General features: G+C 72.0%; 26 protein-coding genes and 1 pseudogene. 8 read left to right on the forward strand and 19 right to left on the reverse strand.

Translation table 11 applies throughout. The annotated features are described in order from the left end of the window. Together ABZU53_RS16015 and ABZU53_RS16020 are read left to right on the forward strand one after the other, a co-directional pair. Positions 1-810 (forward strand): annotated as a pseudogene (locus ABZU53_RS16015) (hypothetical protein); the annotation flags it as partial. A 12-nt stretch (positions 811-822) separates the two neighbouring features. Then, the gene (locus ABZU53_RS16020; RefSeq protein ID WP_355066527.1) at positions 823-1,104 is read left to right on the forward strand and encodes a hypothetical protein; all 282 of its coding nucleotides are present in this window, start codon (positions 823-825) and stop codon (positions 1,102-1,104) included. 79 nt (positions 1,105-1,183) lie between these two features. On the opposite strand, the gene ABZU53_RS16025 is transcribed toward ABZU53_RS16020, so the two are convergent. The 10 genes from ABZU53_RS16025 to ABZU53_RS16070 all read right to left on the reverse strand — a co-directional run bounded on the left by ABZU53_RS16025 (position 1,184) and on the right by ABZU53_RS16070 (position 11,283). Beyond that, a complete protein-coding gene (locus ABZU53_RS16025) occupies positions 1,184-1,570 on the reverse strand; it encodes an AtzH-like domain-containing protein (protein WP_355066528.1) in 387 nt (128 codons plus the stop codon). A 101-nt stretch (positions 1,571-1,671) separates the two neighbouring features. Beyond that, on the reverse strand, positions 1,672-3,309 hold the full coding sequence (locus tag ABZU53_RS16030; protein ID WP_355066529.1) for a regulator: 1,638 nt from the start codon (positions 3,307-3,309) through the stop codon (positions 1,672-1,674). Positions 3,310-3,321: 12 nt separating this feature from the next. After that, positions 3,322-4,011 (reverse strand): cysteine hydrolase, encoded by a 690-nt coding sequence (locus ABZU53_RS16035; protein ID WP_355066530.1) that lies wholly within the window; start codon positions 4,009-4,011, stop codon positions 3,322-3,324. A gap of 9 nt (positions 4,012-4,020) precedes the next feature. Continuing rightward, on the reverse strand, positions 4,021-4,710 hold the full coding sequence (locus ABZU53_RS16040; RefSeq protein ID WP_355066531.1) for an isochorismatase family cysteine hydrolase: 690 nt from the start codon (positions 4,708-4,710) through the stop codon (positions 4,021-4,023). Between the two features lie 38 nt (positions 4,711-4,748). Beyond that, the gene (gene atzF, locus ABZU53_RS16045) at positions 4,749-6,563 is read right to left on the reverse strand and encodes an allophanate hydrolase (protein WP_355066532.1); all 1,815 of its coding nucleotides are present in this window, start codon (positions 6,561-6,563) and stop codon (positions 4,749-4,751) included. 84 nt (positions 6,564-6,647) lie between these two features. After that, positions 6,648-7,304 carry a GntR family transcriptional regulator gene (locus tag ABZU53_RS16050; RefSeq protein ID WP_355066601.1) on the reverse strand — a complete coding sequence of 219 codons (657 nt, stop codon included), beginning with the start codon at positions 7,302-7,304 and terminating at the stop codon, positions 6,648-6,650. 151 nt (positions 7,305-7,455) lie between these two features. Beyond that, positions 7,456-8,379 carry a peptidase inhibitor family I36 protein gene (locus ABZU53_RS16055; RefSeq protein WP_355066533.1) on the reverse strand — a complete coding sequence of 308 codons (924 nt, stop codon included), beginning with the start codon at positions 8,377-8,379 and terminating at the stop codon, positions 7,456-7,458. Between the two features lie 6 nt (positions 8,380-8,385). After that, the gene (locus tag ABZU53_RS16060) at positions 8,386-9,270 is read right to left on the reverse strand and encodes a peptidase inhibitor family I36 protein (RefSeq protein ID WP_355066534.1); all 885 of its coding nucleotides are present in this window, start codon (positions 9,268-9,270) and stop codon (positions 8,386-8,388) included. Between the two features lie 32 nt (positions 9,271-9,302). Then, positions 9,303-10,160, reverse strand: a complete 858-nt coding sequence (locus ABZU53_RS16065) for a peptidoglycan-binding domain-containing protein (RefSeq protein WP_355066535.1) — start codon at positions 10,158-10,160, stop codon at positions 9,303-9,305. A 199-nt stretch (positions 10,161-10,359) separates the two neighbouring features. Next, a complete protein-coding gene (locus tag ABZU53_RS16070; protein WP_355066536.1) occupies positions 10,360-11,283 on the reverse strand; it encodes an NBR1-Ig-like domain-containing protein in 924 nt (307 codons plus the stop codon). A 137-nt stretch (positions 11,284-11,420) separates the two neighbouring features. On the opposite strand from ABZU53_RS16070, the gene ABZU53_RS16075 reads away from it, so the two are divergent. After that, on the forward strand, positions 11,421-11,837 hold the full coding sequence (locus ABZU53_RS16075) for a hypothetical protein (protein WP_355066537.1): 417 nt from the start codon (positions 11,421-11,423) through the stop codon (positions 11,835-11,837). An 87-nt stretch (positions 11,838-11,924) separates the two neighbouring features. On the opposite strand, the gene ABZU53_RS16080 is transcribed toward ABZU53_RS16075, so the two are convergent. From ABZU53_RS16080 to ABZU53_RS16100, 5 genes are all read right to left on the reverse strand, one after another. Then, positions 11,925-12,503 carry a dihydrofolate reductase family protein gene (locus tag ABZU53_RS16080; RefSeq protein WP_355066538.1) on the reverse strand — a complete coding sequence of 193 codons (579 nt, stop codon included), beginning with the start codon at positions 12,501-12,503 and terminating at the stop codon, positions 11,925-11,927. Continuing rightward, entirely contained in the window at positions 12,500-13,699 is a 1,200-nt protein-coding gene (locus ABZU53_RS16085) for an RNA polymerase sigma factor (RefSeq protein WP_354855499.1), read from the reverse strand. The genes ABZU53_RS16080 and ABZU53_RS16085 overlap by 4 nt, the downstream gene beginning before the upstream one ends. A gap of 20 nt (positions 13,700-13,719) precedes the next feature. Then, positions 13,720-14,073 carry a YciI family protein gene (locus ABZU53_RS16090; RefSeq protein WP_355066539.1) on the reverse strand — a complete coding sequence of 118 codons (354 nt, stop codon included), beginning with the start codon at positions 14,071-14,073 and terminating at the stop codon, positions 13,720-13,722. A 37-nt stretch (positions 14,074-14,110) separates the two neighbouring features. Next, positions 14,111-14,524, reverse strand: a complete 414-nt coding sequence (locus ABZU53_RS16095; protein ID WP_355066540.1) for a DUF6069 family protein — start codon at positions 14,522-14,524, stop codon at positions 14,111-14,113. A 152-nt stretch (positions 14,525-14,676) separates the two neighbouring features. Beyond that, positions 14,677-15,327: a TMEM175 family protein gene (locus ABZU53_RS16100; protein WP_354855502.1), complete on the reverse strand. Its 651-nt coding sequence runs from the start codon at positions 15,325-15,327 to the stop codon at positions 14,677-14,679. Between the two features lie 257 nt (positions 15,328-15,584). Here ABZU53_RS16100 and ABZU53_RS16105 point away from each other — a divergent pair, with 257 nt between their 5' ends. Further along, the gene (locus ABZU53_RS16105; RefSeq protein ID WP_355066541.1) at positions 15,585-17,078 is read left to right on the forward strand and encodes a DUF1996 domain-containing protein; all 1,494 of its coding nucleotides are present in this window, start codon (positions 15,585-15,587) and stop codon (positions 17,076-17,078) included. A 188-nt stretch (positions 17,079-17,266) separates the two neighbouring features. Then, positions 17,267-18,352, forward strand: coding sequence for a hypothetical protein (locus ABZU53_RS16110; RefSeq protein ID WP_355066542.1), 1,086 nt, complete (start codon positions 17,267-17,269; stop codon positions 18,350-18,352). 206 nt (positions 18,353-18,558) lie between these two features. Here ABZU53_RS16110 and ABZU53_RS16115 read toward each other — a convergent pair whose 3' ends face one another. Together ABZU53_RS16115 and ABZU53_RS16120 are read right to left on the reverse strand one after the other, a co-directional pair. Then, positions 18,559-19,812 carry an MFS transporter gene (locus tag ABZU53_RS16115; RefSeq protein WP_355066543.1) on the reverse strand — a complete coding sequence of 418 codons (1,254 nt, stop codon included), beginning with the start codon at positions 19,810-19,812 and terminating at the stop codon, positions 18,559-18,561. A gap of 34 nt (positions 19,813-19,846) precedes the next feature. Next, complete coding sequence (locus tag ABZU53_RS16120) at positions 19,847-20,431, reverse strand: winged helix-turn-helix domain-containing protein (RefSeq protein WP_354855506.1); 585 nt, start codon at positions 20,429-20,431, stop codon at positions 19,847-19,849. A gap of 909 nt (positions 20,432-21,340) precedes the next feature. Here ABZU53_RS16120 and ABZU53_RS16125 point away from each other — a divergent pair. The 3 genes from ABZU53_RS16125 (at position 21,341) to ABZU53_RS16135 (ending at position 23,361) form a co-directional block, all read left to right on the forward strand. Beyond that, complete coding sequence (locus ABZU53_RS16125; RefSeq protein ID WP_355066544.1) at positions 21,341-21,850, forward strand: hypothetical protein; 510 nt, start codon at positions 21,341-21,343, stop codon at positions 21,848-21,850. Positions 21,851-22,050: 200 nt separating this feature from the next. Then, positions 22,051-22,656, forward strand: coding sequence for a response regulator transcription factor (locus ABZU53_RS16130; RefSeq protein ID WP_354855508.1), 606 nt, complete (start codon positions 22,051-22,053; stop codon positions 22,654-22,656). A gap of 120 nt (positions 22,657-22,776) precedes the next feature. Next, positions 22,777-23,361: a response regulator transcription factor gene (locus ABZU53_RS16135; RefSeq protein WP_354855509.1), complete on the forward strand. Its 585-nt coding sequence runs from the start codon at positions 22,777-22,779 to the stop codon at positions 23,359-23,361. A 27-nt stretch (positions 23,362-23,388) separates the two neighbouring features. Here the strand turns inward: ABZU53_RS16135 and ABZU53_RS16140 are convergent, their stop codons facing one another. Together ABZU53_RS16140 and ABZU53_RS16145 are read right to left on the reverse strand one after the other, a co-directional pair. Then, positions 23,389-25,164: an ABC transporter ATP-binding protein gene (locus ABZU53_RS16140; RefSeq protein WP_355066545.1), complete on the reverse strand. Its 1,776-nt coding sequence runs from the start codon at positions 25,162-25,164 to the stop codon at positions 23,389-23,391. Next, complete coding sequence (locus tag ABZU53_RS16145; RefSeq protein WP_355066546.1) at positions 25,161-26,888, reverse strand: ABC transporter ATP-binding protein; 1,728 nt, start codon at positions 26,886-26,888, stop codon at positions 25,161-25,163. The genes ABZU53_RS16140 and ABZU53_RS16145 overlap by 4 nt, the downstream gene beginning before the upstream one ends. Positions 26,889-26,952: the final 64 nt, after the last annotated feature.

Here is a 26,952-nt window from a genome sequence, read left to right on the forward strand (position 1 = left end):
GCCCTGGGCGCCAAGCCCGCGCACGCCGCCCCGTTGCCGTCACCGTCGCCGACCACCCGCGCGCCGGCGGAGGACGCCACCGCACCGGGGATCGTCGGGGCGCTGCCGCACGACGTGGTCGAGACGCCGCTGGACGTCGGCCTGCCCCTGCCGACAGCCCTCCCCCGACCCGTGCCCACGGCCCTCCCCCGGCCCGTGCCGACAGCCCTCCCCCGACCCGTGCCCACGGCCCTCCCCCGGCCCGTGCCGACAGCCGTCCCCCGGCCCGCGCCGACGGCCGTCCCCCTGCCCCTGCCGACCGTCACCGCTGCGCTGTCGGTCGTACCGTCGATCGCCGCGGCAACCCGACCACCCCGTGCGCGACAGTCGTCCCCGCCGCCGGCCGCGCGCGTTCCGTCGGCGGCGGCCGCGCCGGCCGCACGCACCACCGCGCCACCGTCGCCACCGCCGCCGACCCACGTGACAGCGATGGCGTCCCGGGCCAGCCTCCCCCGCATCGTCAACGGCGGCGCGCCGGCTCGAACGCTGGCGACGAGGACCGCGCAACCGCTATCGGCACCGCCCCCTCCCGTCGGGCCCCTCCCGGGGCAACCGGCGCTGGTGCCGGCATTCGTGTCCGCACCCGCCGGCGCCGGCGCCAGTGGGCTCGACCAGAAGGCGTCGGCGACCGGCGGGCCGCCGTCCATCGCACCGCTGCACCGGGGGCGTGCCGTCCTCCCCTTCGACAGCCACGCGGCCGGTCGGCCCGTGGAGCGGGGTCCCCCACCGCCACGGCAGCTCCTGATCTTCCACCCGCGTCCACGACGTTGATCAGGAGAGATCATGGAACTAGCCGTTATCTGGGTACCCGCCGACATCGAGCCGTCGGAGCACGCCATCGCGACGTGTCTGACCCACCTCCGCCAGCATGACTACCGACTGAACGGGATCATGCGGGCCCCGTGGGAGGCCGTCGAACAGAAGATGATCGACGGGGAGGTGGACGTGGTCGTGATCGCCGACCGCGCTCATCTTCCGCCGGACCGGTCGCCCCGGATCGAGGTGGCCGCCCCGGCGTCGAACGCGGACGAGGCCCGACCGGTGCCCGACACCGACGTCGGCTGAACCGACGAAGCACCCCGTCCATGCCGGACGGGGTGCTTCGTCGAGCCCTCATTCGAAGCCGACGAGCCGTCGGGTCCATTCAGCCGGGGTCCTCGGCCGGTTCGGAGACGTGGGCGGTGACGATCCGCCAGCCGACGGGCAGGCGTACCCAGGTCTGGGTCTGCCGCCCGGTGGCGGCGGCGCCGGCGTACCCGAAGCGGGTCGTCACGACCGCGAGGTCCGCGCCGAACGTGCTGATCATCGGGTCGACCAGCCGGCGGCCGGCCGGCAGCGGTGGCTGCGCGGCCCGCCACTTGCGCTGCTCGTCCAACCCGTACTGGTGGTCGGCGAGGCCGAACCGCACGGTCCGGTCGGAGTCCCAGAAGTACCCGCAGATCCCCTCGGCGTCGCCGTCGACCAGCGCCCGCTCGTAGCCGGCGAAGGCCGCCGCCACCTCGGCGACCACGTCCGTCCGATCGATCTCCACGCGGTACGTCCTCTCGATCCGTCGGGTCGGCACCTGGCCGGCCCGGTGGGAAAGCGTCGGCACTTGGCCGGCCCGTCGGCATCCCCACCGGGCCGGCCGGCTCAGCCGCTCAGGGCCGACGTCTTCTGCTCGTCTTCCGCTCGATCGGCGGCGGGGCTGGTGGACGCGGCCGGATTGGGCGGCCGGTCCAGCTCGGCCTCCTCCGGGTCGGGATCGCGCGGTGTGGGCCGACCGAGCGCGACGATCACGCAGATCGCCGCGACGAAGAGGTAGCCGAGCGCCACCTGTCCGTTGGCGTTCCACTCGATCCGTTCGCCGTGGATCAGCCCGATGAACGAGAGCACCGCGCCGGCGCCGGCGAAGATCGCCGCCCGGACGAACCGCTTGTCGATGATGAAGACCACCACCGCGCCGAGCACCAGGCCGGCGAGGATGGCTCCCCGGCCGAGCACCAGCAGCCCGTCGTACACCACGCCGGCGCCGTTGAGCGCGTCGTCGCCGACCGCGGCGGCGCTGGTGCCGGCCGCCGCCAAGGCGTTGTCGATCTGCCCGGTCGCCCAGGCGGCGATGTTGGGAATCAGCGCGGCGACCACGGCCGCGGCGTGCGCCCGTGGGGTCGCCTGGAACGCCTGCGCCCCGATCAGCAGACCGATGTAGAGCAGGATCGGCACGATGGCCGCCGTCGGGAAGATCGCCGCGAGCAGCCCGAACATGCCGAGGAAGCAGAGCACCGCGATCACCACGCCGGTCGCCATCGAGTAGCCGCTGCGTCCACCCGCCGCCTTCCAGCCCGGGTGGCCGACGTAGACGGCGGGCGGGAACGGCGACCCGAGCGCCGCACCGATCACCGCGCCCGCGCCGTCGGCCAGCAGCACACTGCGCAGGTTGTAGTTGTCCCCGGCGGTCGCCGCGCTCTCCACGTTGGTCATGCCCTCGGTGAAGTTGTAGACGCCGAGCGGAATCGCCGTCGCCAGCAACGGCGCCATGTCGGCCAGCCCGGTGACCAGCAGGTCCAGCTTGAGCGAGGGTACGGCGACCGCGATGTCCCGCGCGGCCGCCGTGACGTCGGGCACCGACATCGCCCCGCCGGCCCAGCCGATCGCGGTGCCCACGAGCAGCGCCGCGAGCCCGATCGGGAAGTTGAACGGCAGCTTCACGTCGGTGAGCAGACCGATCAGCAGCAACGCGAAGACCGGCAGGGCGACCCAGGCCATGCGCCACATCTGCCCAGCCGGGTTCATCGAGATGAAGGTGATCGAGATCCCCGCGAGGGTGCCGAGCAGCGCGGCCCGGGGCGCGTACCGGCGGATGTAGGGCCCGACGAACGCGCCGATCAGCACGATCACGCCGATGATGAAGGCCCACGCCAGCCCGGCCTCCCAGGCCCGCACCGGATCCTGGGTGCGCAGGTAGATCGGGAGCATGATGACGAAGATGACGATGAACATGTGCGGCACGCTCGGCCCGTACGGCAGGGCCGTCACGTCGGCACGGTTCTCCCGGCGGGCGAGGCGGCGGGCCAGGAAGGTGTAGTAGACGTTGCCCGCGACCAGGGCGATGCCGAGCGCCGGCAGGATGGTGCCGAACACTTCCCCCTCGGGAAGGTTCACCACGGCGATGCAGAGCCCGGTCAGAGTGAGCACGTTGACCAGGACGTTGACGCCGAAACCGAAGAACGCGTTGGTGTCGCCGCGCACCCAGTACGGGAGCGGGACGACTGTGGGCTTCGTGGGGACCATGGCTGCTCCCGGTCAGGAAGAGGGCTGCAACGCGGACGTGGTGGGCAGCGCGGCGCGTACCTGCGCCGAGTCGGCGACCCACCCGAAGATCCCGCCCTGGGCGGCGATCATGTCGAGCCCGACCCGCTGGAACTCGGGGAAGTAGGACCCGACACAGTCGGCGAGCACGAGGCACTCGTACCCGCGGTCGTTGGCCTCCCGGACGCTGGTGTGCACGCACACCTCGGTGGTGACCCCGGTGACCAGGAGGCTGCGGATGCCCCGCTCGGCGAGCAGGGCGTCCAGATCGGTGGCGTGGAAGGCGCCCTTGCCGGGCTTGTCGATGACCGGCTCGCCGGGCAGCGGCGCCAACTCGTCGATGATGTCGTGGCCGTACTCGCCGCGGATCAGGATCCGGCCCTTGGGGCCGGGGTCACCGATCCGCTTGCTCGGCGCGCCCCGGTGGAGCTTGGCGGGCGGGCAGTCGGACAGGTCGGGCAGGTGCCCCTCGCGGGTGTGCACGACGGTCAGGCCGACGGCACGGGCGTCGGCCAGCAGCGCCGCGAGCGGCGCGATCGTCGTGCGTAACTGGCTGACGTCGTTGCCCAGGCTCGCACCGAAGCCGCCGGGCTCCAGGAAGTCGCGCTGCATGTCGATGACGAGCAGCGCGGTGCTCGGGAGGTCGAAGGAGTACGGGCCGGGTCGTGCGGCGATGGTCAACATGGGCGCACCTCACTTCGCCGTGGCGGCGATGACGTCCTCGGATGTGGTGACGCAGCCGAAGACGCCGCCCTGCATGGTCACCATGTGCAGCGCGGCGTCGTGGTTGGCCTTGTCGGTGGCGCCGGTGCAGTCGGAGAGGATCAGGCACTCGTAACCCCGGTCGTTCGCCTCGCGCATGGTGGTGTGCACGCAGACGTCGGTGGTGATGCCGGTGAGGATCAGGTGGGTGATGCCCCTGGTGCGGAGCACCAGGTCGAGGTTGGTGGCGTAGAAGGCGCCCTTGCCCGGCTTGTCGATGATCACCTCACCGGCCACCGGGGCGACCTCGGGCACGATCTCCCAGCCGGGCTCGCCCCGGACCAGGATCCGGCCGGCCGGGCCGGCCGCCCCGATCTCGGCGCCGATGCGCGCCGAGCGCCACCGCTTGTTCGCCGGCAGGTCGGACAGTTGCGGGTCGTGCCCCTCCCGGGTGTGCACGACGAAAATCCCGAGCGATCGGGCGTGCTCCAGCAGCCGGGCGGTGGCCGGCAGGCCGGCCCGGGTGAGGCCGATGTCGTAACCCATCGCGTCGACGTAGCCGCCCGGCCCGCAGAAGTCGGTCTGCCAGTCGATGCAGAGCACTGCGGTACGCGCGGTGTCGGCCGCGCCGTCGTACGGCCACGGGTAGGGGTTGGCCGGTACCGGTCCGATGCTGCCCATCCTCTCGCCTCCTGTCGTGATCGCTGGTGCCGCCCGCGTCAGCGCCGGACGGCGGAACGGCGGTAGGCCCGCCACCCACCGCTGGCGCTGATGTCCTCGGCCGGCGGGCCCGCGGCATACGCTTCGCAGAGGAAACCGAGCACGTCCCGCCCGTCGTGCAGGCGGACCCACCCGAGCGAGAGGGGTGCGGGCACGCCGGTCAGCAGCCCACCGACCGCGGCGCTGGGCAACCGCCACAGCTCGACCTCGATGGGATGGCCCGACGGCCCGTCCGGGGCGATCCGGACCAGACCGGGCAGTCCCTCGCCGTCGGACGTGTCCATGCGGTAGAGCCGGTAGAGCGGCGCGGTGCGGGCGGTGCCGGCGAGGACCGCGCCGTGCCCGAGCAGCTCGCCGTTGCGGGACTCGCCGGCCAGGTGCCGGCCGACCACGGCGATCAGCACGTCCGCCCGGCGCTGGGCCGGCACCTCGATCGGCGGCGGGCCGGGCTCGACCTCCGGACCGGTTGCGCCGCCCGTGGTGAGGGTGGCGGCCAGCCGGGCCAGGGTGGTGTCGCTGAACGCCGGGCCGAGCAGGGTCAGGCTCGCCGGCCGGCCGGCGGCGGTGAACCCGTTGGGTACGGTCACGGCGGCCAGGTCGAGCAGGTTGGCGAACTGGGTGTAGCGGCCGAGCATGGCGTTGCGCCCGATCGGGTCCTCGGCGATCTCGTCGAGCGTGAACGTGGTGCCGACGGTGGGCACGACCAGCACGTCGACGTCCTGCCAGAGCTGGTCGACCTGCGCGCGCAGCTCGCGCAGCCGGTGCTGGCCCCGGAAGGCGTCGATCGCGTCGTAGCGCCACCCGGTCTCCAGCACGGCCCGGGTGACCGCGAGGACCGACTCCGGGTGCGACCGCAGGAAACCGCCCAGCGCGACGAGCCGCTCGGCCACCCAGGGCCCCTGGTAGAGCAGGTCCCCCGCCGCGAAGAAGGGGCCGAGCGGCACCGACCGCGGGGACCCGACGAGGGTACGCAGCAGTTGCACGCCGGCGGCGAACCGGGCCTCCTGCCCGGTGTCGCCGAAGAATTCGAGGTCTTCTGCCCGCGGCACCCCGAGGCGTAGGGTCCCCGGCATGCGGGGAACCACCCGCTCGGCCGGCAACGGACGTCCCCACGGGTCGGCCGAGGTGACGGCACGGGCCGCGTGCAGCACGTCGAGGGCGCCGGCCACGTCAGGGGCGAAGACCGACACGCAGTCCAGCGAACGGCAGGCCGGCACCACGCCGGCCGTGCTGAGCAGACCCCGGGTGGGCTTGAGGCCGACGATCCCGTTGAGCGCCGCGGGCACCCGGCCGGAGCCGGCGGTGTCCGTACCCAGGGCGAAGCTGACCTGGCCCGCGGCGACCGCGACAGCGGAGCCGGAGCTGGAGCCGCCGGAGATGAGGCCGCCGCCGAAGACGCTCTGGCAACTGCCGTACGGCGAGCGGGCCCCCGTGAGGCCGGTGGCGAACTGGTCCAGGTTGGTCTTGCCGACGAGCAGCGCGCCGCCGTCGAGCAGTCGGCGCACCACCGGAGCGTCCTCGGCGGCCAGGTATCCGAAGTCGGGGCAGCCCGCCGTGGTGACCATGCCGGCCACGTCGATGTTGTCCTTGACCGCGAACGGGATCCCGTACAGCGGCAGTGCCGGATCACCGTGGCGGGTCAGCGACTCGGCCCGTTCGCGCAGGCGGTCGGCCGGGACGGTGCTGATCCAGACCGGCTCGCCGTCGCGCCCGGCCAGGCCGTCCAGGATGCGCTCGGCCTGGTCGACGGGGGTCCGGCCACCCTCGCGGTACGCCGTCCGAAGCTCCGAGATGGACTCCACTCGTTCTGGCATACTGTCGATTGTCGACCGTTTTGTTACAGCGAATCACGCGCTCTGTAACGAGGACATGACGGCACGCATACCCCGGCCGGGGACCTAGTCGAGGTACGAGCGCGCCCCGTGCGCGGAGAGCACGGCGAGAACCTCCTCGGGGTCTCCCCCGACGACCGCCTCGAACAGCCGCTCGTGCCGGTGGACCCCGTCCAGCGGCTGCGCCACCTCCGCCTCGCGGCGCAGGTTGATCGCCATGTAGAGCTGCAACTTCACCAGGATCGAGCCGTACACGGCGGAGAGTTGACGGTTGCCGGCGAGCGCCACCAGCGCGACGTGGAACGCCCGGTGCGACTCCGCGACAGTCATCCGGTCGCCGGCCCGGGTCGCCTCCCGCATCTGGTCCAGCGTCGCCCGCAACCCCGCCAGGTCGCTCTCCCGGCCGACCGGGATCCCCGCTCGCACCGAGAATCGTTCCAGCACGTCCCGCAGCTCGTACAGCTCCCGCACGTCGCGGTCGGACAGGGTGGCCACCCGGACTCCGCGCCGGGGCACGTGCTCGACCAGGCCCTGCTGGGCCAGCAACCGCAGCGCCTCCCGCAGCGGAGCCCGGCTGATCCCCAGCCGGCGGGTCAACTGCTCCTCGACGAGGCGTTCACCCGGGTCGCTCTTGCCGCTGAGGATCTCCCGGGTCAGCCGGGAGACGGCGAGGTCCACCAGACTGACGCTCTCCAGCTCGCCGTCCACCGTCGATGCGGCCATGTCGTTCACGCCGACGAGTCTGCCACCCGTCGCCGTACGACCGGCGCGGACGCGTCCTGTCGGCCCGGCGGCCGACCCGGCCGCGCCGGGCTCCCCACGCGCGTGCCGCCCGCCGCGGAGGTGCGGCGGGCGGCACGGTCGACGCGTGACGTCAGGAGATGACCACGTCGCGGTAGTAGTAACGCAGGATCGTCTGGTAGCTGCTGCCCGAGTTGGCGAGGTCACGCGAGCCGTACTGCGACAGCCAGTCCCCGTCCACCCAGCCACCGCACGCGGTGGTGGTCGCACAGTAGTGCGCCCGCAGGATGTTGCCGCTCCGGGTCATCCGGGTCGACCAGGTCCGGTCCACCGCCGCCGACGTCGACGTCTGCGCCGACGACGGCCGGTAGACCTGGTCGCCGGTGTCGTCCCGAACGTCGTAGCACTGGCCGCCGGACGTCTTCCGGGTCGAGTGCAGCGCCCAGTACCAGCCATAGCTCTTCACGGCCATCGCACCGGCATCCAGCGAGGCGGCCGGCCAGCTCGTCACCCACTCGTTCGGGAGGACGTTCTTGACGTACGTCTTGAAGTCGATCCGATCGACTCGTCCGAGACTGACCCGGTAGACGAGGATGGTGCTCGGCAGCTTGCTGTTGGTGCCGTCGGTGCTACAGCCCGTCGGTCCGCTCAACAGCTCGTGCGAGGCGTTGTTGTTCTTCAGCGTGGCGTTGAGGTTGCCCTTCGCCCCGGATGCGAAGTCCTGGGTGGCGCCGGCGAAGTTGCTGTTGAAGTAGACCCGCACGGTCTTGCCGGTCCGGTTCCACACCGACGCCGCGTTGTTCTTCACGCACAGGCCCTTGCCGGCGCCCGCGCCCTTGAAGTCGTAGCAGGTCGGCTGCGTCGTGCCGTAGTCGTCCAGCGAGTCGGTGAAGTCGGAGACCGAGCCGGCCTGGTTGCTGTTGTAGTAGTAGCAGAACTCGCCGCTGTCGCAGGTTCCGTCCCGTTCGGCCGCCGCTGCCGGCGAGGCGACACTCAGGATGGAGGTGGACATGGCGAGGACGGCGCCGACGACGGCGAGGCCCTTGCGGATATTCATGGCGTCCTACCTCTCGTTGTAGCCCTGGGAGTTCCAGAACGCGGTCGGGTCGGCGTTGTCCAGGGTGGGGTCGCCGACGCTGACGGCCGCGTGGGTCTGCCGGCCGGCCCGGACCTCGACGTGGGTGTGCGCGCCCGAGCTGGAGGACACTCCGTGCCACGACTCATCGGCGATGATCTCGCCCTTGCTGATGGCGTCGCCCACGCTCACCCCGGACCTGGGCGCGGTGTGCAGGTAGATCACCGTCTTGTTGAGCGAGGAGTTGTAGACGGAGATCGTGGACAGGCCGCCGCTGCCGGTGCTGCCCTGCGCGACGTAGATGACCGTTCCGGAGACCAGGGCGCGCACGTCCGAGCCGACGCTGCGGGCGATGTCGATGCCCTCGTGCCGGCCGGGCGTGGTGGTGTAACCGTCGAAGCCGCACGTGACCGTGCCGCCGCTGGCCTGGTACAGGGCGTACGACAGGTTCGTGCGCGTCGACGGCGAGAACTGGTGCGAGGCGTTGTTGTTCTTCAGCGTGGCGTTGAGGTTGCCCTTCGCGCCGGCCGCGAAGTCCTGGTAAGAACCGGCGTAGCCGCTGTTGTAGTAGACGCGGACGGTCTTGGTGCTGCGGTTCCAGACCGAGGCGGCCTCGTTCTTGATGCACAGGCCCTTGCCAGCGCCAGCGCCCTTGAAGTCGTAGCACGAGGGCTGCTCGGTGCCGTAGTCGTCGAGCGAACCGGTGAAGTCCGAGATCGATCCCGCGTTGTCGCTGTTGTAGTAGTAGCAGAATTCGCCGCTGTCGCAGACCCCGTCTCGGGCCGCCGCCGACGCGGGCGATGCGACGCTGAGGATCGAGGTGGTCGCTGCCAGCGCGATGCCGGCGGCGGCGAGGCTCTTACGGATGTTCATGGTGTCCTTTCAGAACGGTGAGGGGGTGCGGGTCACTGCCCGCGCTGGTACTGCTCCCAGGTCTTGATCGGGATCTGGGGGCCGTCGTCCGGTCCCTGGTTGGCCAGGCCGTTCATGCCGAGGTAGTAGTCGCCGACCTGGTGCTGCGCCTGACTGGACAGGTCCGTGTCGTTGATCGCCGTGGCGTGGATGTGCCATGGCCAGTCGCCCTGGTTCGGGTTGCGGACCCAGGCGGCGAAGCCGACCTGGCGCAGGGCCCGGGCGACGGCGGTGCGCCGGGCCGCGGTCATGCCGGTGACCGCGATGTCCACCACACCCCCGCCGTCGTGCGTACCGGCCGAGGTGGGGTCGCCCCCGGGGTTGTACGAGCCCTGGTCGAGCACCAGGGTGTAACCGAGCAGACGCTGGGCCTCGGCCAGCATCGCCTGGGTACGGGCGTTGACGACGTACCCGTCGCGCTGGACCTTCGCGCCCGGACCGATCGTGTTGCCGACGGTGTAGCGGTTCAGCCCGAGCTTCGTCAGCGACGTGGTGCCGGGCAGCCCGTTCGCGGCCAGCCCGGTGTAGCCGAGTGAGCGTTGGTACGCCGCGTACGCCGAGACGGTCACCGTGCCGAAGTAGCCGTCGACCCACTGCGCGTTCAGCAGGCCCTGCGCCTGCAACGCCTGCTCCACGGCGAGCACGGAGTTCTTCGCACCCGGAGTCAGTGTGTTGTCGGCCCGGCGGGGGTCGATCTGGGCGGCCAGGACGGTGGCCTCCATGTCCACGACCGGCCGCGCGGCCGTGGCGGCGGTCGGCTGCGCTGTGGCGCCGGATGCCGCCGCGTGGGCCGGGACGCCGACGGCCACGCAGAGCGCGGCGAGCCCGACGGTTAACCAGGGACGGCGCAAGATGGGTCCTCCTCGTAGCTGGTGAGTCGTTCTCGGTGCGACATCACCCTGCGAGAAGTGCCCCGCTGTTCGGTACCCCCGGTGTCCTGTCAGATCCGTCAGGCCGTCACCGACCTCGATGAATGCGGTGTTGTCAGCTTGGGTCGAGCCCGCGCCTGACATCGAGCGTGCGCATCCGCACGCCGCTCGGGGCGATTCGTCAGGCGGTCACGGTGACCATGAAGTACACCGGCCGCCGGGTGGGGAAGTACTCCCGCCCGGTCTCGTCGACCATCTTCCAACTGACCCAGCACCTGCCGGGGCGGCTCGGCGCGGTGACCCGAACACGGATCATCACCTGCTCACCGGGCGGCGTGTCACCGATCGGCACCCGATTCGGTGTCTGGCAACCGTCACCGTCGGCGGTGGGCTCCGTACGCGCCAGGTACCGGTGGTGCCAGTCGACCCTTCCCACGTTCGCGAGAGCCCACACCTTGTCGAACTGGGTGTTCACCTTCACCTGGGTGCCGTCGGGGATGGTGACGTCGGCGACGAACCTGCTCGAGTCCCCGGGAATCAGCGAGTCCGAGAACGCCGTCGTGGACGGCGACGCCACCGACGACGGTGACGCGGTCGGGGTGCCGGAGCCGTCGGGGCCCGACCGGCCACGAACGATCAGGCCCAGGACGGCGGCCACCGCCACCACCAGCACCACCGCGGCGGCGTTGAGCCACGGCAGGCGACGCCGCCGCGTACTCGCGACGCCATCCGCGGCCCGCGGATACTCCACGACCTGCAACGCGCCCTGCTCCGTCGGCGCGGACGCGGCGACGACCGGCTCGAGGTCACCGTCCCCGCTGGGCTGGGCCATCCCCGGGCGCTGCGCGTCCTCCCATCGGCGCCGCCACTGGGCCTCGTCCGCCTCGCAGGCTCGGACGAACTCCCGCGTGGTCTCCCACGAGGGAAACCTGGTCCCGGCGGCGGCCTCGTGCAGGGTCGTGTGCGAGATCCGACCCGACCGCCCCGCCATCTTGCGGAACGACGGGTCTCCCGCGGCGCTGCGCAGTGTCCGCAACTGCTCGGCGAACCTCTCGGCGGCCCGTCCGTCCTGACTCGACTCCGCGGCGGCACGCTGGTCCTTCATCAGTCCCCCATGTCAGACGACTCCGTCAGACGTTGTCAAGGCGTGTCAGAGGCTACCGAACGGGCCACGGTGACCATCAATGTGGTGCATCGACGACACGGGGATCGACGGTCCCGGTGCCTTGAAGGAGGTCATCGATGAAGAGCCTTTCCCGACGCGGCGTACGCATCCTCGCGGCCGCTGGGCTGGCTGTGCCCGCGACGTTGGCGTTCGCCGGCCCCGCCCACGCCGAGACGAACCCGCGCTGCGCGAGCTCGGTGCAGATCGGCGCGACGGCGTACGTCACCGTCGGCGGGCAGACCGCCGCCTCGGTCAAGCAGTACAAGGGCTGCGGCAAGAACTACGCCTACACGTACGTGTGGCAGCAGTACCGGGCCAGCCACGGCTCCTACCAGGTCTGCACCTCGATCGTCACCGGAAGCACGCTTCGCGACCTGCAGTGCTCGAGCGGCCCGGACGTCTGGTCGCTGGGCGCCAACACGCTGACGGTGTGCACCCGGGCCCTCGGTGGGATCTCCGACGTGGCGCAGAAGGAGACCGAGGTGCGCTGCTGACCGGCACGGGTGGGTGTCCGGTGCCGCCGCCGGGGATCACCAGGCACGGCCGGCGGCACCGCGCCACCGTCGGGTGGCAGGGACGACTCAGCTGTGCAGGGTGGGTCGGTAGATGAGTTCCTGGGAGCGGCAGTCCAGCGTCCGGCTCTCGATCAGCTCCAGGTCGTAGTCGGCCATCCCGTGGAAGATCGGCTCCGTTCCGGTCTGACCGGTGAGCACCGGAAAGAGCGTCACCTGAACGAAGTCGACCAGACCGGCGGCCAGCAGTGCCCGGTTCATCGAGAGGCTGCCGTGTGACCGCAACGGCACCTCGGACTCCTCCTTGAGCCGGGCGACGACGTCGACGGCGTCACCGCGCACGATGGTCCCGTCCGGCCAGTCGAGGGGGCCCTGCACCGTGTTCGACACGATCGTCGCCGGAAGGTTGACCATGCGGGTGACCCAGGCGTCCCGGACCTCGGACTCCTCGGTGCTGTCGGCCAGCATTCCCACGAACACCCGGTAGGTGCCGCCGCCGAAGACCATGCGCTGGTCCTCGCCGTACGTGGCGAGTCGGCGCTCCAGCAGCTCCGGGCCCTGCTTACCCCAGTAGCCGCCCCAGTTGCCAGTGCTGGCGCCGAAGCCGTCGAGGCTGGTGAAGACGTCGAAGGTGTAGGTGGCGGTCACGATGGTCTCCTCGGGTGGGTGAGTTCGGTACGACGCGTCCGCAGGAAGGCACGCTCGGTCTCGTTGCTGGTCAGCGCGATGGCCTGGTCGTAGGCGGCGCGGGCCTCGGAGTCGCGTCCGAGCCGGGCCAGCAGCTCGGCCCGGGTGGCGGGCAGCCGGTGGTAGCCCGGGAGGTCGACGTCCGCCAACGCGGCGAGGGCCGCCGCCGGCCCGTGCACCTCGGCGACCGCGACGGCACGGTTGAGCGCGACGACGGGAGTCGGCGCGAGCGAGAAGAGCTGGTCGTACAGCGCCAGAACCTGCGGCCAGTCGGTGGCCGCGCCATCGGTGTGCACCGCGCCGATCGCGGCCTGGATCTGGTACGGGCCGGGCCGGTTACGCCGCAGGCAGCGCCGGACCAGATCGTGGCCCTCGGCGATGAGTGCCCGGCTCCACAGTGACCGGTCCTGGTCGGCGAGGAGCACCAGTTCGCCGGTCGGGCCGAGCCGGGCCGGCCGGCGCGCCTCGGTCAGCAGCAGCAGGGCGAGCAGGCCCAGGACCTCGGGTTCGTCGGGCATCAACGCGGCCAGCTCGCGGGCGAGCCGGATCGCCTCGGCGCACAGGTCCGTTCTGATCAGTGGCCCGGCGGTGGAGGCGTAGCCCTCGTTGAACATCAGGTAGAGCACGGTGAGCACGGGCGGCAGCCGGTCCGGCAGCTCGTGTTCAGCGGGTACCCGGTACGGGATGCGGGCATCCCGGATCTTCTTCTTCGCGCGCACGATCCGCTGCGCGATTGTCGTTTCCTGAACCAGGTAGGCCCGGGCGATCTCCGGTACCTCGAGACCGCCGAGCAGGCGGAGCGTGAGGGCCGTCCGCGCGTCCGGGGCGAGCGCCGGGTGACAGCAGATGAAGATGAGTCGTAGCTGGTCGTCCTTCACCGGTCCCACCTCCTGGGGCTCGTCCTGTTGGTGCAGCAGCAGGGCCTGGGCGTGCCGGGCCTCGCGGGTCGACTCCCGGCGGAGCCGATCGATGGCCCGGTTGCGTGCGGTCGTCACGATCCAGGCGCCGGGGTTGGGTGGCAGGGTCTGCCACTTCTGCAGCGCCGTGGTGAAGGCGTCCTGGACCGCCTCCTCGGCGAGGTTGATGTCACCGAGGAGGCGGGCCAGGGTGGCGACGCAGCGGCCGTACTCCGCGCGGTAGACGCTCGCCAGGTCCATGTCGGGCGACGGCTGCCCGCTCAGGCCTGGGACAGATCGTCGAACGGGCGCACCTCGACCGCGCCGCAGGCCGCCGCGCACCTCTCGGCCCAGGCCAATGCCTGGTCCAGGTCCGCGCACTTGATCACCCAGAATCCGACGATGTGTTCCTTCGTCTCGGCGAACGGCCCGTCGCTCATGGAGGTGGCGCCGTTCTCGACCCGGACGACTGTGGCGCTGTCGGGTGACGCGAGCCCCCCGGCGAAGACCCAGGCGCCCGCGGCCTGCATGTCGTCGTTGATCCGCCCGGTCTCCCGGAACATGATCTCCATCTCCTCGTCCGACGGCGTCGGCGCGCCCTCGACGAAGTGCACGGACAGCAGGTACTGCTTCATGATGATCCTCCGATAGCTCGACGATGGGTGGAACAGCTCAGGCGGCCAGGCGGCGCGCGACGGCCGGGATCACGATCGCGGCCGCGACCAGGTGGGTGAGCATCAGCAGCGCCTTGGTGGCCGTCCCGGCGTCGGCGAGCACGTCCGGCACCAGGGACAGGACCGTCAGCACCACAGTCGTACGGACGAACGCGCGCCGCGGACGCCGCGCGAAGCGGGACAGCAGCACGGCGAGGAGCACGCCGATCGACGAGAAGACGGCGGTCAGCACGCCGAACCCCGTGACCGGAATCGAAGCGCCGCTCATGTCGAGGCTGATTCCGGCCGCGTGGCCGACGGCGGCGACGGCCATGGTGGCGGCGCTCGCGGCGACCGTGGCGATCACGCCGGCCCCGATCAGCGCGCGGAAGGCCGACGTGGTGGTGCGGGTGGTCTGCGCGGTGGTGGTCATCGTGCCCTCCAGCGGGGTGTGGCCCGTCTCGATTCCGGGCTCTCACCATGGCTACGAAGAGAGCCGGTCCCGATCGACAGCCGCACCCACAATATTTCGACGGCCTCGTCGCCGATGTACGCCGAGCCGGTCTCCGGGCCACCCGGTCCGGCTCAGCCGGGGCGGTCGGTGGTCTTGTCGTCCTCGCCGTACTCGCCGCGGATGGGCAGGTAGTAGGCGGGCAGGAAGGCCGCGATGATGGCGACGCCCGCGATCGGCACGAACGCGCCGACGAGGATGCCGCCGCCGATCCAGACCAGCGCGAGTGCGAATCGGCGGCCGATGGCCCGGACGCCGAAGGGGCCGAGACTGGGGTCCAGGAGTCTCGCCCGGCGAAGATGGACCCAGATGACGTTGAACAGGGCCGCTGCCAACCACAGTGTCGTGCCGTAGACGACGACCGCCGTCCGCAGCCCCTGCTCCGCGCGGAGCGCGGCGGCGAGCAGCGACGTGGAGAACGGCAGGAACGCGATGACCATCAGGAGCAGCGTGTTGAGGAACAGGACCGGACGGTCGACGTGCCGGACCCGGTCGAACATGACGTGATGATTGACCCACACCTGCCCGACGAGCAGGAAGCTCAGCGCGTACCCCAGGTACGACGGCCACAATGCCCCGAGGCCCGGCAGGAGCCGCCCGAAGTCCTTCGGCGGTTGGATCTCCAGCACGAGAAGCGTGACGGCGATGGCGAAGACACCGTCGCTGAAGGCGACCAGCCGCCCCGGCCGGCGCGCGAGCCGAGGAGCGCCAGGGCTGGACGACATGCCCTCCAGTATCCGATCGAAAGACGATTCGTTACCGCGAAATCCGTAATCAGCAGGGCCGGGTCGCCTTCAAGGAGTTAAAACAAAATTAAGGCTGCGTGGGCGAAAAACTGTTATCCGAAGCCGGGACGACGGCTACCAGGAGACCTGCCCGCAGCCCTCCTTAATTCTTTTTCCGCACGTTGATGCAGGCTCTGGACGTGCACATACTTCACCCGACAGGAGCGTTATCGCCGACTCGAAGGAAACCACTGGTAATGCGGACTCCCCCCGCGCATGTCGCACCGCCAGACCAGGCGCGAAAGCGCCGTCGACTCGCCCGCGTCACGCTCGCCTGCGCGGTCGTCGCCGCGTTGGGCGGCAGTGGCATCTACCTCGCCGGCGCCCAGGCCGAGGAGGTCGCCGTGCCCGGCCGGGTCCAGGCGGAAGCCTTCGCGGCGCAGTCCGGTGCGCAGACCGAGAGCACCGGCGACGCCGACGGCGGCAGGAACGTCGGCTGGCTCGCCAACGGCGACTGGCTGCGGTACGACGGCGTCTCGATAACCGGCGCGGAGCTGACGGCCCGGGTCGCCGCGCACAACACCGACGGCGGGGCCGTCGAACTGCGCCTCGGCACGCAGACCGGCGCGCTGCTGGCCAGTTTCCCGGTCGCCCACACCGGCGGCTGGCAGAAGTGGACGACCGCCACGGCCAGGGCGTCCGGCGTGCCGACCGGCCCACAGACCGTCTTCGCCGTCATGAAGAGCGCCTCCCGCTCGGACTTCGTGAACCTGAACTGGTTCACGTTCGGCCCCGCGACGGGCACGACGCCGAGCGCGTCCCCCACGCCGAGTTCCGGCCCGGCGACGCCGACGCCGGGGACGCCGACCGCTCCCGGCACGCCGACCACCCCGCCGGCGGCCGGCTGGGTGCCGGTCGACCAGGCCGCGTGGAGCAAGGAGTTGGCCGCCTTCAACGCGATCAAGCCGAAGGCGGTGCCGCCGGGCACCACCCGCGTCCCCGAGTTCCACACCGACTGCGAGGTCGCCAACTCCGCCCCGGACGACCCCATCGTCCTGCCCGGCCTGTCGGGCGCCTCGCACCAGCACACGTTCTTCGGCCCCAAGGTCGACGCCTTCACCACGACCGACAAGCTGCTCTCCTCCAAGACCACCTGCAACGCCCCTGGTGACCTGAGCGCCTACTGGGTCCCGGAGTTGCGCAAGGACGGCAAGCCCGTACCGATGAAGAGCTTCCGGGTCTACTACGGCTCCCGGGTCAAGGACCCGTCGACCGTCAAGCCCTTCCCGCCGGGCCTGCGGGTCGTCGAGGGCGACGCCAAGCGGCAGGTGGAGACCCCGAAGAGCAGCGGCAGTAACCAGTTCTGGTGCGCGGGCAGCGCCGAGATCGGCCGCAGCGCAGACGGCAACTGGCCGGTCTGTGCCGCCGGCGGCAACCTGATCTTCCAGCTGGTGTTCAAGGACTGCTGGGACGGCAGGAACATCGACTCGCCCGATCACAAGTCGCACATGGGCGACCCCGTGAACGGTGTCTGCACCGGCAGGTACCCGGTGGCGGTGCCCGATCTCTCCTTCATGGTCAACTACGAGTCGCTGGGCGGGGACGGTCTCAGTCTCTCCTCCGGCAAGCCGTCCTCGATGCACGGCGACTTCATGAACGCCTGGGAGCCCGACCACCTGGGCGCCCTGGTGAGGTCCTGCCTGAACCAGAACGCCAAGTGCGGAGTGGAACTGACGTTCGCCGGCGGCTGATCCCCGCCGGCGCACTCCTGGACGGCCCTCTCGCCCCGGCGAGGGGGCCGTCCACAGTTCACCACACCGATCGGCTCCGGTTGCGGGTGGCCGACAACCGACACCGGAGCGCGCGGTAGCCGACTGTGACCATTACGTCACGACGAGCACACTCCTCCCCGACATGTTCCCGTCGAATGGAGGAACACATGCGTCTCCGATCGTTCGTCACCGCCGCGCTGGCCGCCGTCCTGGCCGCCGGCGCACTCACGCCGGCGGCACCGGCCGCCGCGGCCACCGCCGACCGCTGGGGGTTCGCGTACGTGCAGGACCCCACGGTGCCGGTCTGGACCGTGCTGGACACCAGCCGGCAGTGGGGTAGCTGGAAGACCGCATTCCCGGCCGCCTGGGCGGACGGCGTCAAGCTCGCGCCCGGCCGGTTCCAGGTCCGCTTCCCCCAGGTGGGCGCCAGCTCGCGGGGCGTGCCGCACGTGACCCCGGTGAACCGGACCGGGCACTACTGCGAGGTGGTTCGCTGGTTCCAGTCCGGCGCCAACGAGATCGTCGACGTGCAGTGCCACAGGCCCGGCGGCACGCGCGAGGACACCCCATTCACCGTGCTCTGGACGACCAGTTCGGGCGTACTGCCGGCCGGCACCTCCCACGCGTACGTGCAGTGGGGCGGCGGCGTCGTGGTGCAGTCGTACAACTCGACGGGCGTGGTGAACACGGTCGGGCCACTGGGGGTCGGGCAGTACCTGGTGCGGCTGCCCGGGGTCGGGCTGGCCGGGGTGCTCGCCGGCGACGTGCAGGTCACCGCCGTACAGCCGAACGCCGGCCCCCGCCGGTGCAAGGTCTACTCCTGGGCCGCGGTCGGTAGCGACGTGCAGGTGTACGTCTTCTGCTACGACCAGGCCGGCGCGTTCGTCAACACCGACTTCGCCCTGTCGTACCACCGCCGGCGGCCGGTGATCGGCTCCCTCGCGCCGCCGTCGTACTTCGGTTACCTGGGCACCGCCGTCGGTGGGCCGACCAACGACAACTCGGTGCTCGGCGTCGGGGCGAACACGGTGGCGCCGCTGGTGCCGGCCGGCCGCTACCTGGCGACCTTCCCGCAGATCGGGCTCAAGGAGACCCACGTCCAGGTGGTGGCGCAGGGCGCGGGCAGCAACTACTGCCACCTCACCCAACCGTGGACGTACACCACCAACGCCGACGTCGACGTGATCTGCTTCGACAACGCCGGCGTCGTCACCCCGCACCGCTTCCTGGCCACCTTCACCTCCCGACTCTGACGCCACAACCGCGCCGGCGGTGGCCGCTCGCGGTCGCCGCCGGCAGGATGAAGCCGGCCATCCGCTACCGGGCGGAGAGCGACGGCGCCGACGACCTGCGCCACCTCATCAACGAGGCCTCCGACTGACCCGACGTGCGGTCCCGCGCTGGTCAGTCGGTGCGGTGGCCTGGGCCAGGGTGAGCGAGCCGTCCCGGATCGCCGCGGCTACGGAGCAGACTCGACGGTCTCCCGGCGCTCGTCCCTGCTGACCAGGATCTTTCTGCCCGACCACCGAGCGACGCGGCCACCAGGGCGCAGGCCCACGAAGGCGACCACACCGGAGGCCAGGTACAACGCGGCCTGCACGTTGAGGACGAGCACGACGCTGAGCGCGTCGCCCAGCAGACCGGCCGCCACCATGCCCAGGCCCTGTGCCGCGTTGTAGATCGTGTAGTAGGCGCCGAAGGCCCGGCCGAGATCGGTGTCCGGCACGCTCTGCTGAATCTGCGCGAAGGCCCCGCTGCCGTAGGCGACGCCCGGCACGCCGACCAGGATGAACAGCAGGACGTACCACCCGGGTTGACGGGTGACCGCCGGTCCGTTCCAGATGACCAGGCTGATCAGGCCGAACGTGGTGGCGCCGAGGCTCATCAGCAGCCGGGAGCTGAGCCGCGTCCCCAGCATGCCGACGATGAGCCCGCTGGCCACCCCGCCGATCGCCTGTACGCCACGGAGCACGCCGGTGAGCGTGCCGTCGGCATGCAGCGCGCGGCTGACGAAGACCACGAAGAGCACCACGAACAGGCCCTGCGCGATGCCACCCAGCGCCACGCTCAGCATCGTCACCCGCACGGTGTGGTTGCGCAGCATCGCCGCGAGGCCGGACCTCCAGGTGGCGAAGAACGACGACGTACGCTCCGGTGGGTTCGACGCCGCGACGCCGCGACGCGCGGCCCGGCGGCCGGCGACGATCAGGGTTGCCGTGGTCGTGAAGGCCACGACGGCACCGATGGCGAGGTAACCGGTGCCGGCGCGGGTGATCGCGAACCCACCGAGCGAGCCTCCGATGAGCCGTCCCACACTGATGTTGAGTGCCACCATGCTGTTCGCGCTCACCAGGTGCGCGGGCTCGACGAGGCTGGGCAGCGCCGCGTTGCGGGCGGAGTCGAACGTCTGGGTCAGCACGGCCTGGGCGCCAGCGATCAGGCAAATGATCCACAGATGGTGGCCGGGTTCGGCGAGCAGGGGAAGCACCGCTGCCGCCTGCGCCACGGCGGCGCAGCCCATGAGCCGGAACCTGTCGTAGCGGTCGGCCAGGGCACCGGCGAACGACCCCAGCGTGATGCCGCACAGCAGCTCGACGAGGAAGACGGCGGAGGTGGTGAACGCCGACCCGGTCACACCGAACACGTAGATCGGCAGCCCGGTGAGCAGCAACCAGCTCGCCACGCTCGAGCAGAGCCCCGCGGCCCAGATCACGACGAATCCGCGGTGACGCAACAGCGTCACCATGTCAGACGAATTCCGGTGTGGGGTAGGCCTGCAGGCTGAGGCTGACCGGTCGGGCGTCGCTCGGGGGCGCGTTGCGCAGGGGGCGCAGGTACGGCCGGATGACGGCGTCCAGGGTCAGCGTGAGGTGTCGCAACTCCTCCGGGGTGAGCGACAGCGTGTAGTTGTGGAAGGTCGCGCTCCCCCGCCACTCGTCTGTCAGCTTGTGCTGCCGGTTCTGGTAGCGCTGCAGCGACCGGAACACCTCGTCGAACTCGAGCGCGGTCAGCGCGTCGTTGACCTGCTGTCCGTCGGCGTCGTCGGAGTCGGGGAGGTATTCGAGCCCGGTGGCGGCGGCACGCCAGGGCCGGTCACGTCGGTTGGTCCCCTCGGCGGGGGCCCGTTCGATGAGGCCGTGCCGGGCCAGCTGGTGCAGGTGGTAGCTGCAGTTCGAGCCCGTGTCGTCGAGAGCCTCGGCGCACTGGGCGGCGGTTCGCGGGCCGGCGGCCAGCAGGTAGCGCAGCAACCGCAGGCGCAGCGGGTGGGCGAGCGCGCGCAGCGTGGTGGCGTCGCGTACCCGCACGCGACGTTCCGACCCGGTCGGTTCCATGGAGTGACACTCCTAATCGAAAGACTCCTTTCGTTTATACGCCCCTGGAGACAGTTTTCGCAATGAGTGTTTCGCATCAGCGATGGGTCCGTGTCCGCCGCCAGCAGGGCGCGGCCTCGTGGCGGAGATGACGTGGCCGACGACCCACGCGCATCACCGGATGCGAATAGGTGAGTACATCGCTACTATGGGTCAGCAATCCAGAGGGAAGGGGGTAGTGCCCGCGTGCGAAGTCCCGTCAACGGAACCACGACGATGTCTGCGTCGAGCCGGTCGGCTGCGCCCGTGGCCGGCCGACTGCGCAGGCTCGCCCGGCGGTTGGTGCTGATCGCGGCTGCCGTCGGGGCCGGTTTCCTCCTGGCCGCCCTGTTCCAGGGGCCGGCCGCCGCCGACGGGATACGCAGCGACCCCGGCAACGAGCCTCATCGGCAGATCCGCGCTCTGGTCGAGCCGATCGCACGGCTCACGGTCGCGGAGCGCTCCGCGGGTGAACGCCCGCGCGTCGTGCGGGCCGACGAACCCCGTCCTGATCGGCCCCGCGCCCCGCTGGCCGGGGCCATCGGTAGCGTCGTCACCCCCCGCGACGTGACACCCTCGACGCCGCCTCGCCGGCCCAGGGACGCGTCGCCCGGTTTTGTGCCGCTGCCTCGAGTCGGCGCAGCCGTCCCGCCCGGCGCTGCCGAGCGCGCGAGGCTCCGGCCCGCGTCCCCAACGCCCGCGGCTCATCGTCCAACTCGCCATGGGCACCCGTCCCGGCCGGCCGCTGATCCGGCACCGCGGCCGGTCCCCGCCGCGGCCGAGGCACACGCGCTGCCCGTACCGGCCGGTTCTCTCGCGGTGGGCCTGATCACCGCCCCACTGCCGCATGTCGTCGCCATCGTACGGACAGTGCCGATCCAGTCTGTCATCGTGGCGCTTCTCCGTGTCACCGACGCCGTTCTACCGCCCGATCTCAGGGCGGTGATCCCTCCGGCGACACCTCCGCTGACCGCTCCCCCAGCGCCCGGGCCGGCCACCGTGCCGATGACCGACTCGCCTCCCGTGGCGGCCGCGCCGACACCACCGGCGGATTCGGCGGTGTCGCCCGTCCGCGCCGCGCCGGTGGTCGTATGTGCCACGGCAGCGCCGCCTCCCGCCGCGCCGCCGCCGATGTCCGTCGCCGTCCCCACGCGTCCCACGGCCTCGAAGGGGCACCTCGCCGCACGCCCGGCCCCGTTGGCGGTGGCCGCCGAACTTCCCGGCCGACCCGTCGCGCCGGTCGACCAGGAGGCCGCCGGCGTCGACAATGGATCGACGGCGGGGCCGGGTCTGATCCGGCCCGTCGACCGGCAGTCGCCCCTCGCCTCCGGGGTGCCCTGCGAACTCGTGCCACTCCTCGTCGAGAGCCACGCTCCGTCTGCGATCGCCCGCCCGGGCTGAGGCGGGTCGACCGACCCGGATGCCGGCCGACACGCTCGGTCCCATCCGCTGGCCTGGTCGATCAGTGCCCGTGCCCGTCTGCCGTGACGGTGCCGCGGGCCCATGCCTATCCGTCCGTCGCGCACGACCGCCCTGACCAGCCCGTGGACGTTCCGGGATCGGTGGCCGGTGTGACGCGTACCTGAGATCGGAGAAACGTGGTGATCCACGTTGTCGTCGCCGAGGACATGGGTTTACTGCGCGGTGCGCTCTGCGCCGCGCTGTCAGGTGAGGAGGACATGAAGGTGGTCGCCGACGTCGAGGGTGTCGGCGAGTTGTTGACGGTGGTACGCCGGTGCAGACCCCAGGTGGTGGTGCTGGCGCTGACACCGGAGTCGCCCGACCCGGTGGAGATGGTCACCCGGATCAGCGCCGAGGCGCCGCACGCCGCCGTGCTGGCGATGAGCCCTCGGTGGAGCCCCGCCCTGGTGGAGGCCGCGCTGGCGGCCGGCGCACGCGGCCTGCTCGGGAAGGACAGCTCCCTGGTGGAGCTGGTGCGGGCGATCCGCGCGCTCGCCGCCGGGGAGCGGGCGATCGATCCGGCCGCCGCGGTGGCGGTGCTGAGCCCTCCGGAGATCCCGTTGACGCCTCGGGAGATGGACGTGCTGCGGATGGCCGCCGAGGGTCTGCCCCTGAAGGAGATCGCGGCCCGCCTCTATCTGGCGCACGGGACGGTGCGCAATCACCTCTCGGTGATCTTGCGCAAGACCGGTGCGCGCAACCGGTTGGAAGCGGTGTGGCGCGCGCGGAGTAACGGCTGGTTGTAGCCGTCGGGGGCGGGGCCGGTGGACGTGTCCGGCCCCGCCCCCGTCGCCGTGCGGGCCCAACGGATGCGTGTTTGAATATCGACGTAGTGTAATCGCCTTCGGAGTGCGGAAAGGTTCATCGTGATCCGTACCCTGCTCGCTTTGGACGGTGCCCTGGTGCTGGGCGCGCTGTCGTTCGTCCTCGCCGCCGAGGACGACATCCGCGTCGTGGCGGAGGTGGATCGCGGCGACGCGGTCTCCGCGGCCGTCCGCGCCCAACGCCCCGACGTGGTGGTGGCCGACCTCGACGTCGTCGAGGGAGTCGACCCGAGCCGCTTCGGTCGGTGCCCCGTCCTGGTGCTGGCCCACCCACATCGGGCACGGCGACTGCGCGGCATGCTCTGCCCGACCCGGACGGTCGGCATCCTGCGCAGTGACGCCGGCCCCCAACGGGTCATCGACGGGATCCGCCGGCTCGCTCGCCGGGAGCCGGTGCTCGACGCGGATCTCGTCGTCGCGGCGCTGCGCTCGGACAGCCCGCTGACCAGCCGCGAGACGGAGGTGTTGACGCTGACAGCGGCCGGGGCACCGGTCGCCGAGGTGGCGGCGACGCTCGGGCTCAGCCGGGGCACCGTCCGCAACCACCTCGGTCGAATCACCCGCAAGGCGGGTGCGCGCACCCGGGTGGAGGCCGTGCGGATGGCAGGCGAGGCAGGTTGGATCTGACGGCGCCGTCGGCTCGGGGCGCGGAGGTCAGCTCAGCCGGGCCCCCGTCCGGGACAGCGCCACCGGATCATCCCAGCAACCGACGAGGGCCCGGTACGTGGCCGATCGGGCCATCAACTGCTCGTGCGTTCCCACCACGGGCTCGTCGCCGTCGAGGACCAGCACCCGATCGGCCCGCAGCGCGGAACTGATCCGGTGCGCGATCACCACGAGACTGCCGTGCCGCCGGGCGAAGGCACTCTCGACGGTCGCCTCCAGCGCCGGGTCCAGGTGACAGGTCGCCTCGTCGAGGACCACCAGCGGGGCGGGCGCCAGCCAGGCCCGGACCGCCGCGATGAGCTGCCGTTCACCGGCGGAGAGCAGAGCCGGCACGACCGGCGCGTCCAGACCGCCCAGGCGCGTCGCCAGGGGGCGCGCACCGAGCGCGGCGAGGGTGACCTCCAGCAGGTCGTCGTCGGCGTCCGGCCGCAGGTAGCGGAGGTTGTCGGCGAGGCTGCCGGTGAAGACGTACGCCTCCTGAGGCACCAGCACTCTCATCCGGGCCAGGTGGGCCGGCTCGGCGTCGGCCACCGCCGCGCCGGCCAGGCGGACCGTGCCCGCCTGCGGCGGCACCAGACCGGCGAGCAGGGCGGCCAGTGTGGACTTTCCCACGCCGCTCGGGCCGACCACGGCGAGGTGATCCCCGTCGGCCAGCGTCAGTGCGAAGTTCCGGAGAACGGGCCGGGCGCGCGGGCCGTAGCCGAAGGTCAGTCCGCGGACCTCGACGGCCGGTGAGCGGTCGACCGGACGGGCCGGCGGGCGCGCGCGGGGCGCCCGGGTGGTGGGGGCGGGCAGGTGGGGTCCGCCGGACACCGCAGCGGCCCGCAGGATGTTCTCCAGGGTGACCGCGTACCGCAGCCCGCCGCCGCCGATGCCCTGCACCAGCGTGTGCAGGGCCGGTTGCAGGCCGGTGGAGACGTAGATCAGCGCCCCCAGCACCGCGCCCGCCGTCAATCCGCGTTCGACCAGCCACGGAGCGGCCGAGAGCAGCACGACCAGCGGCAACCAGCCGCCGATGCCGAGGCTGAGGCTGCGGATCACCGCCATCCGGGCGAGGGCGCGTTCGGCGGCGGCCTGTGCCGACACCTGCCGTTCCACGTCGGCCGTGACGCGTGCCTGCGCGCCGCAGGCCAGCACGTCGCGGTGACCGGCCAGCGCGGCCGACGCCGCCTGGCCGAGCTGTTCACCAGCCCGGACGTACGCGCGCTGGTGCCCGGCCATCGCCGGCAACGCGGCGAGGAACACGGCCAGACCGGCGACCAGTGGCGCGGCGGCCAGCGCCGCCACCACCGGCGCCAGGGCGAGCAGGCCGAGCAGGGCCGCGCCGGCGGAGAAGAGGAAACCGCGGGTCACCATCAGCAGGCCCGCGAAGGTGTCGCGGACGATCTCCATCTGGTGGGTCAGCCGGGTCACGGCCGCGCTGTCCGGGCGGCCACCCGCCCGGGTGGCGTCGCGCAGGGCACCCCGGACCACCTGAGCGGCCACCTCGTCACGGAACGGCTCGACCACCGCGCCGAGGCTGCGGTACGTCCGACCGGTCGCCGCCGCGCCGACCAGCACGGTCACGGCGAGTACCCCCAGCCACGCCAGGCCGTTGAGGAGCCGCCCGGCCAGGAAACCGTCGTCGACGGCCCGGGCGACCAGCAGGCCGGCGAGCAGCGCGGGCAGCGACTCGACGAGCGACCAGCCGCAGAGCCGGGCGAGGTCACGCCGGCGGGCCCGCAGCGCCCGCCAGGTCACCCGTCGTACGCTGGGACGGCTCACGGCCCACCGCCGGCCGGCTGGAAGAGAGCGCGGTAGTCCGGGTCGGCCCAGAGTCGCCGGTGCGGCGCGAGGCCGCGCAGCCGACCGCCGTCCAGCCAGGCGACGAGGTCGGCCGCGGCGGCGGCAGCGGTCCGGTGGGTGACCACCAGTCGGGTGCGCTCGCCGCCGCGTCCGAGAACCGCCTCGGTGATCCGGTGCTCGGTCGCGGTGTCCAGACTGGACATCGCGTCGTCCAGGATGAGCAGCCGCTCGGCGGCGAACGCCCGGGCCAGGCCGAGGCGTTGGGTCTCGCCTCCGGAGAGCGGTGTGTCCGCCAGTGGGGTGCGATAGCCGTCGGGCAGACGGTCGATCACGTCGGCGACCGCCGCCCTGCGGGCCCCCCGAAGGACCGCCGGCGTGGCCGGGCTCCCGTCGGCCGGCGGCGTCGCGGACTCGACCGGCAGCGCCAGGCCGATCGCGTCGTGGACGGTCGCGCCGATCAGCACCGGCTGGTCGAACGCATAGCCGACGGCTCGGCGCAGCGCCGCCCCGTCGAGGTCGCGCAGCGGCACACCGTCCAGTAGCACCTCACCGCCGTCGGGGTCGTGCAGCCGTCCCGCCACGGCGGCCAGGGTCGACTTGCCGGCACCGGACGCTCCGACGACGGCCACGATCGCACCCGCCGGTACGTCCAGGTCGATGCCGTCCAGGATGGGCCGGCCGTCGTCGGCGTGCACGCGTACCCCGCGCAGTCGCAGGGCCCCGCCGCCGGGTGGAAGCTGTCGCTCGCCCGCCGGCGCGGCGGGCTGTTCCAGCAGCTCGGCGACCCGGTGTGCCCCGGCGCGGCTGCGGACCAGGTGGTTCAGGGTGGCGAGCACCCCACCGAGTCCGGCGCCCATGGCCGCGTACCGGACGGCGGCGACCAGTTGGCCTGGCGTGAGCCAGCCCGCGGTCAGGGCGTACCCGCCGACCGCGATGACGCTCAGCTGCAGCAGCGGCGCCACGGCGGAGGTACGCGCACTCGCCCGGGCCAGCAGTTCCCACGCGCGCCGGCCGTGCAGGCCCAGCTCCGGCAGGGCCGCCAGCACCCGGTCCTCCTCACGGTGGACGGTGGCGGCGGCGGCGATGGTCCGGGCACCGGTCAGCGACTCCAGCAGTCGGCCGGCGATGGCCCCGAGCACCCGCTGGTATCCGGCGGTCGCGGCCGAGGCGTCGGCCACGAAGGCGCGCATGAGGACGGCGAGCAGGCCGAGGCCGGCGAGCAGGGTGATCCCCAGGACCGGTTCCATGATGGCGAGCGCGACGACGCTGCCGAGTGGTGGAAGCACCGCCACGATGGCCAGGACGACTGCGTTGCCGGCCTGTCCCGCGTCGGCGGCCTGGCCGACCAACCGGCCGACGAGATCACCCACCGGATAGCGGCGGGTGGTGCGGACATCCACGGCGAACAGGTGACGCAGCAGGCGCTGGCGCAGCCCGGCGGTGGCGCGTGCCGCACCGAATCCGCTGGCCAGGTCGGTGAGGGTGTCGACGCAGACGAGGACGACGACCAGGGCACCGGCGGACACCGCCCACCAGCCGGAGCCGCCGGCGAGGGCGGCGTCGACGGCACGGCCGAGGGCCGCGGGCAGCAACAGTTCAGCGGCCGCGCCGAGCAACGCGACCGCCGCGAGTCCACCGGTCCAGCCGCCGCCGGCCAGAACCGTCCGCCTCAGCAGCCGGTCCCCCGCCTCGAACGTCGGCATCGGTCCTCCCAGTGCTACGCGGTCGCCCTGGGTGGGCACGTCTGCCCGCCCAGGGCGACCGCGT

It is taken from the genome of Micromonospora sp. NPDC005194 (assembly GCF_040608335.1).
Taxonomy (GTDB): domain Bacteria; phylum Actinomycetota; class Actinomycetes; order Mycobacteriales; family Micromonosporaceae; genus Micromonospora.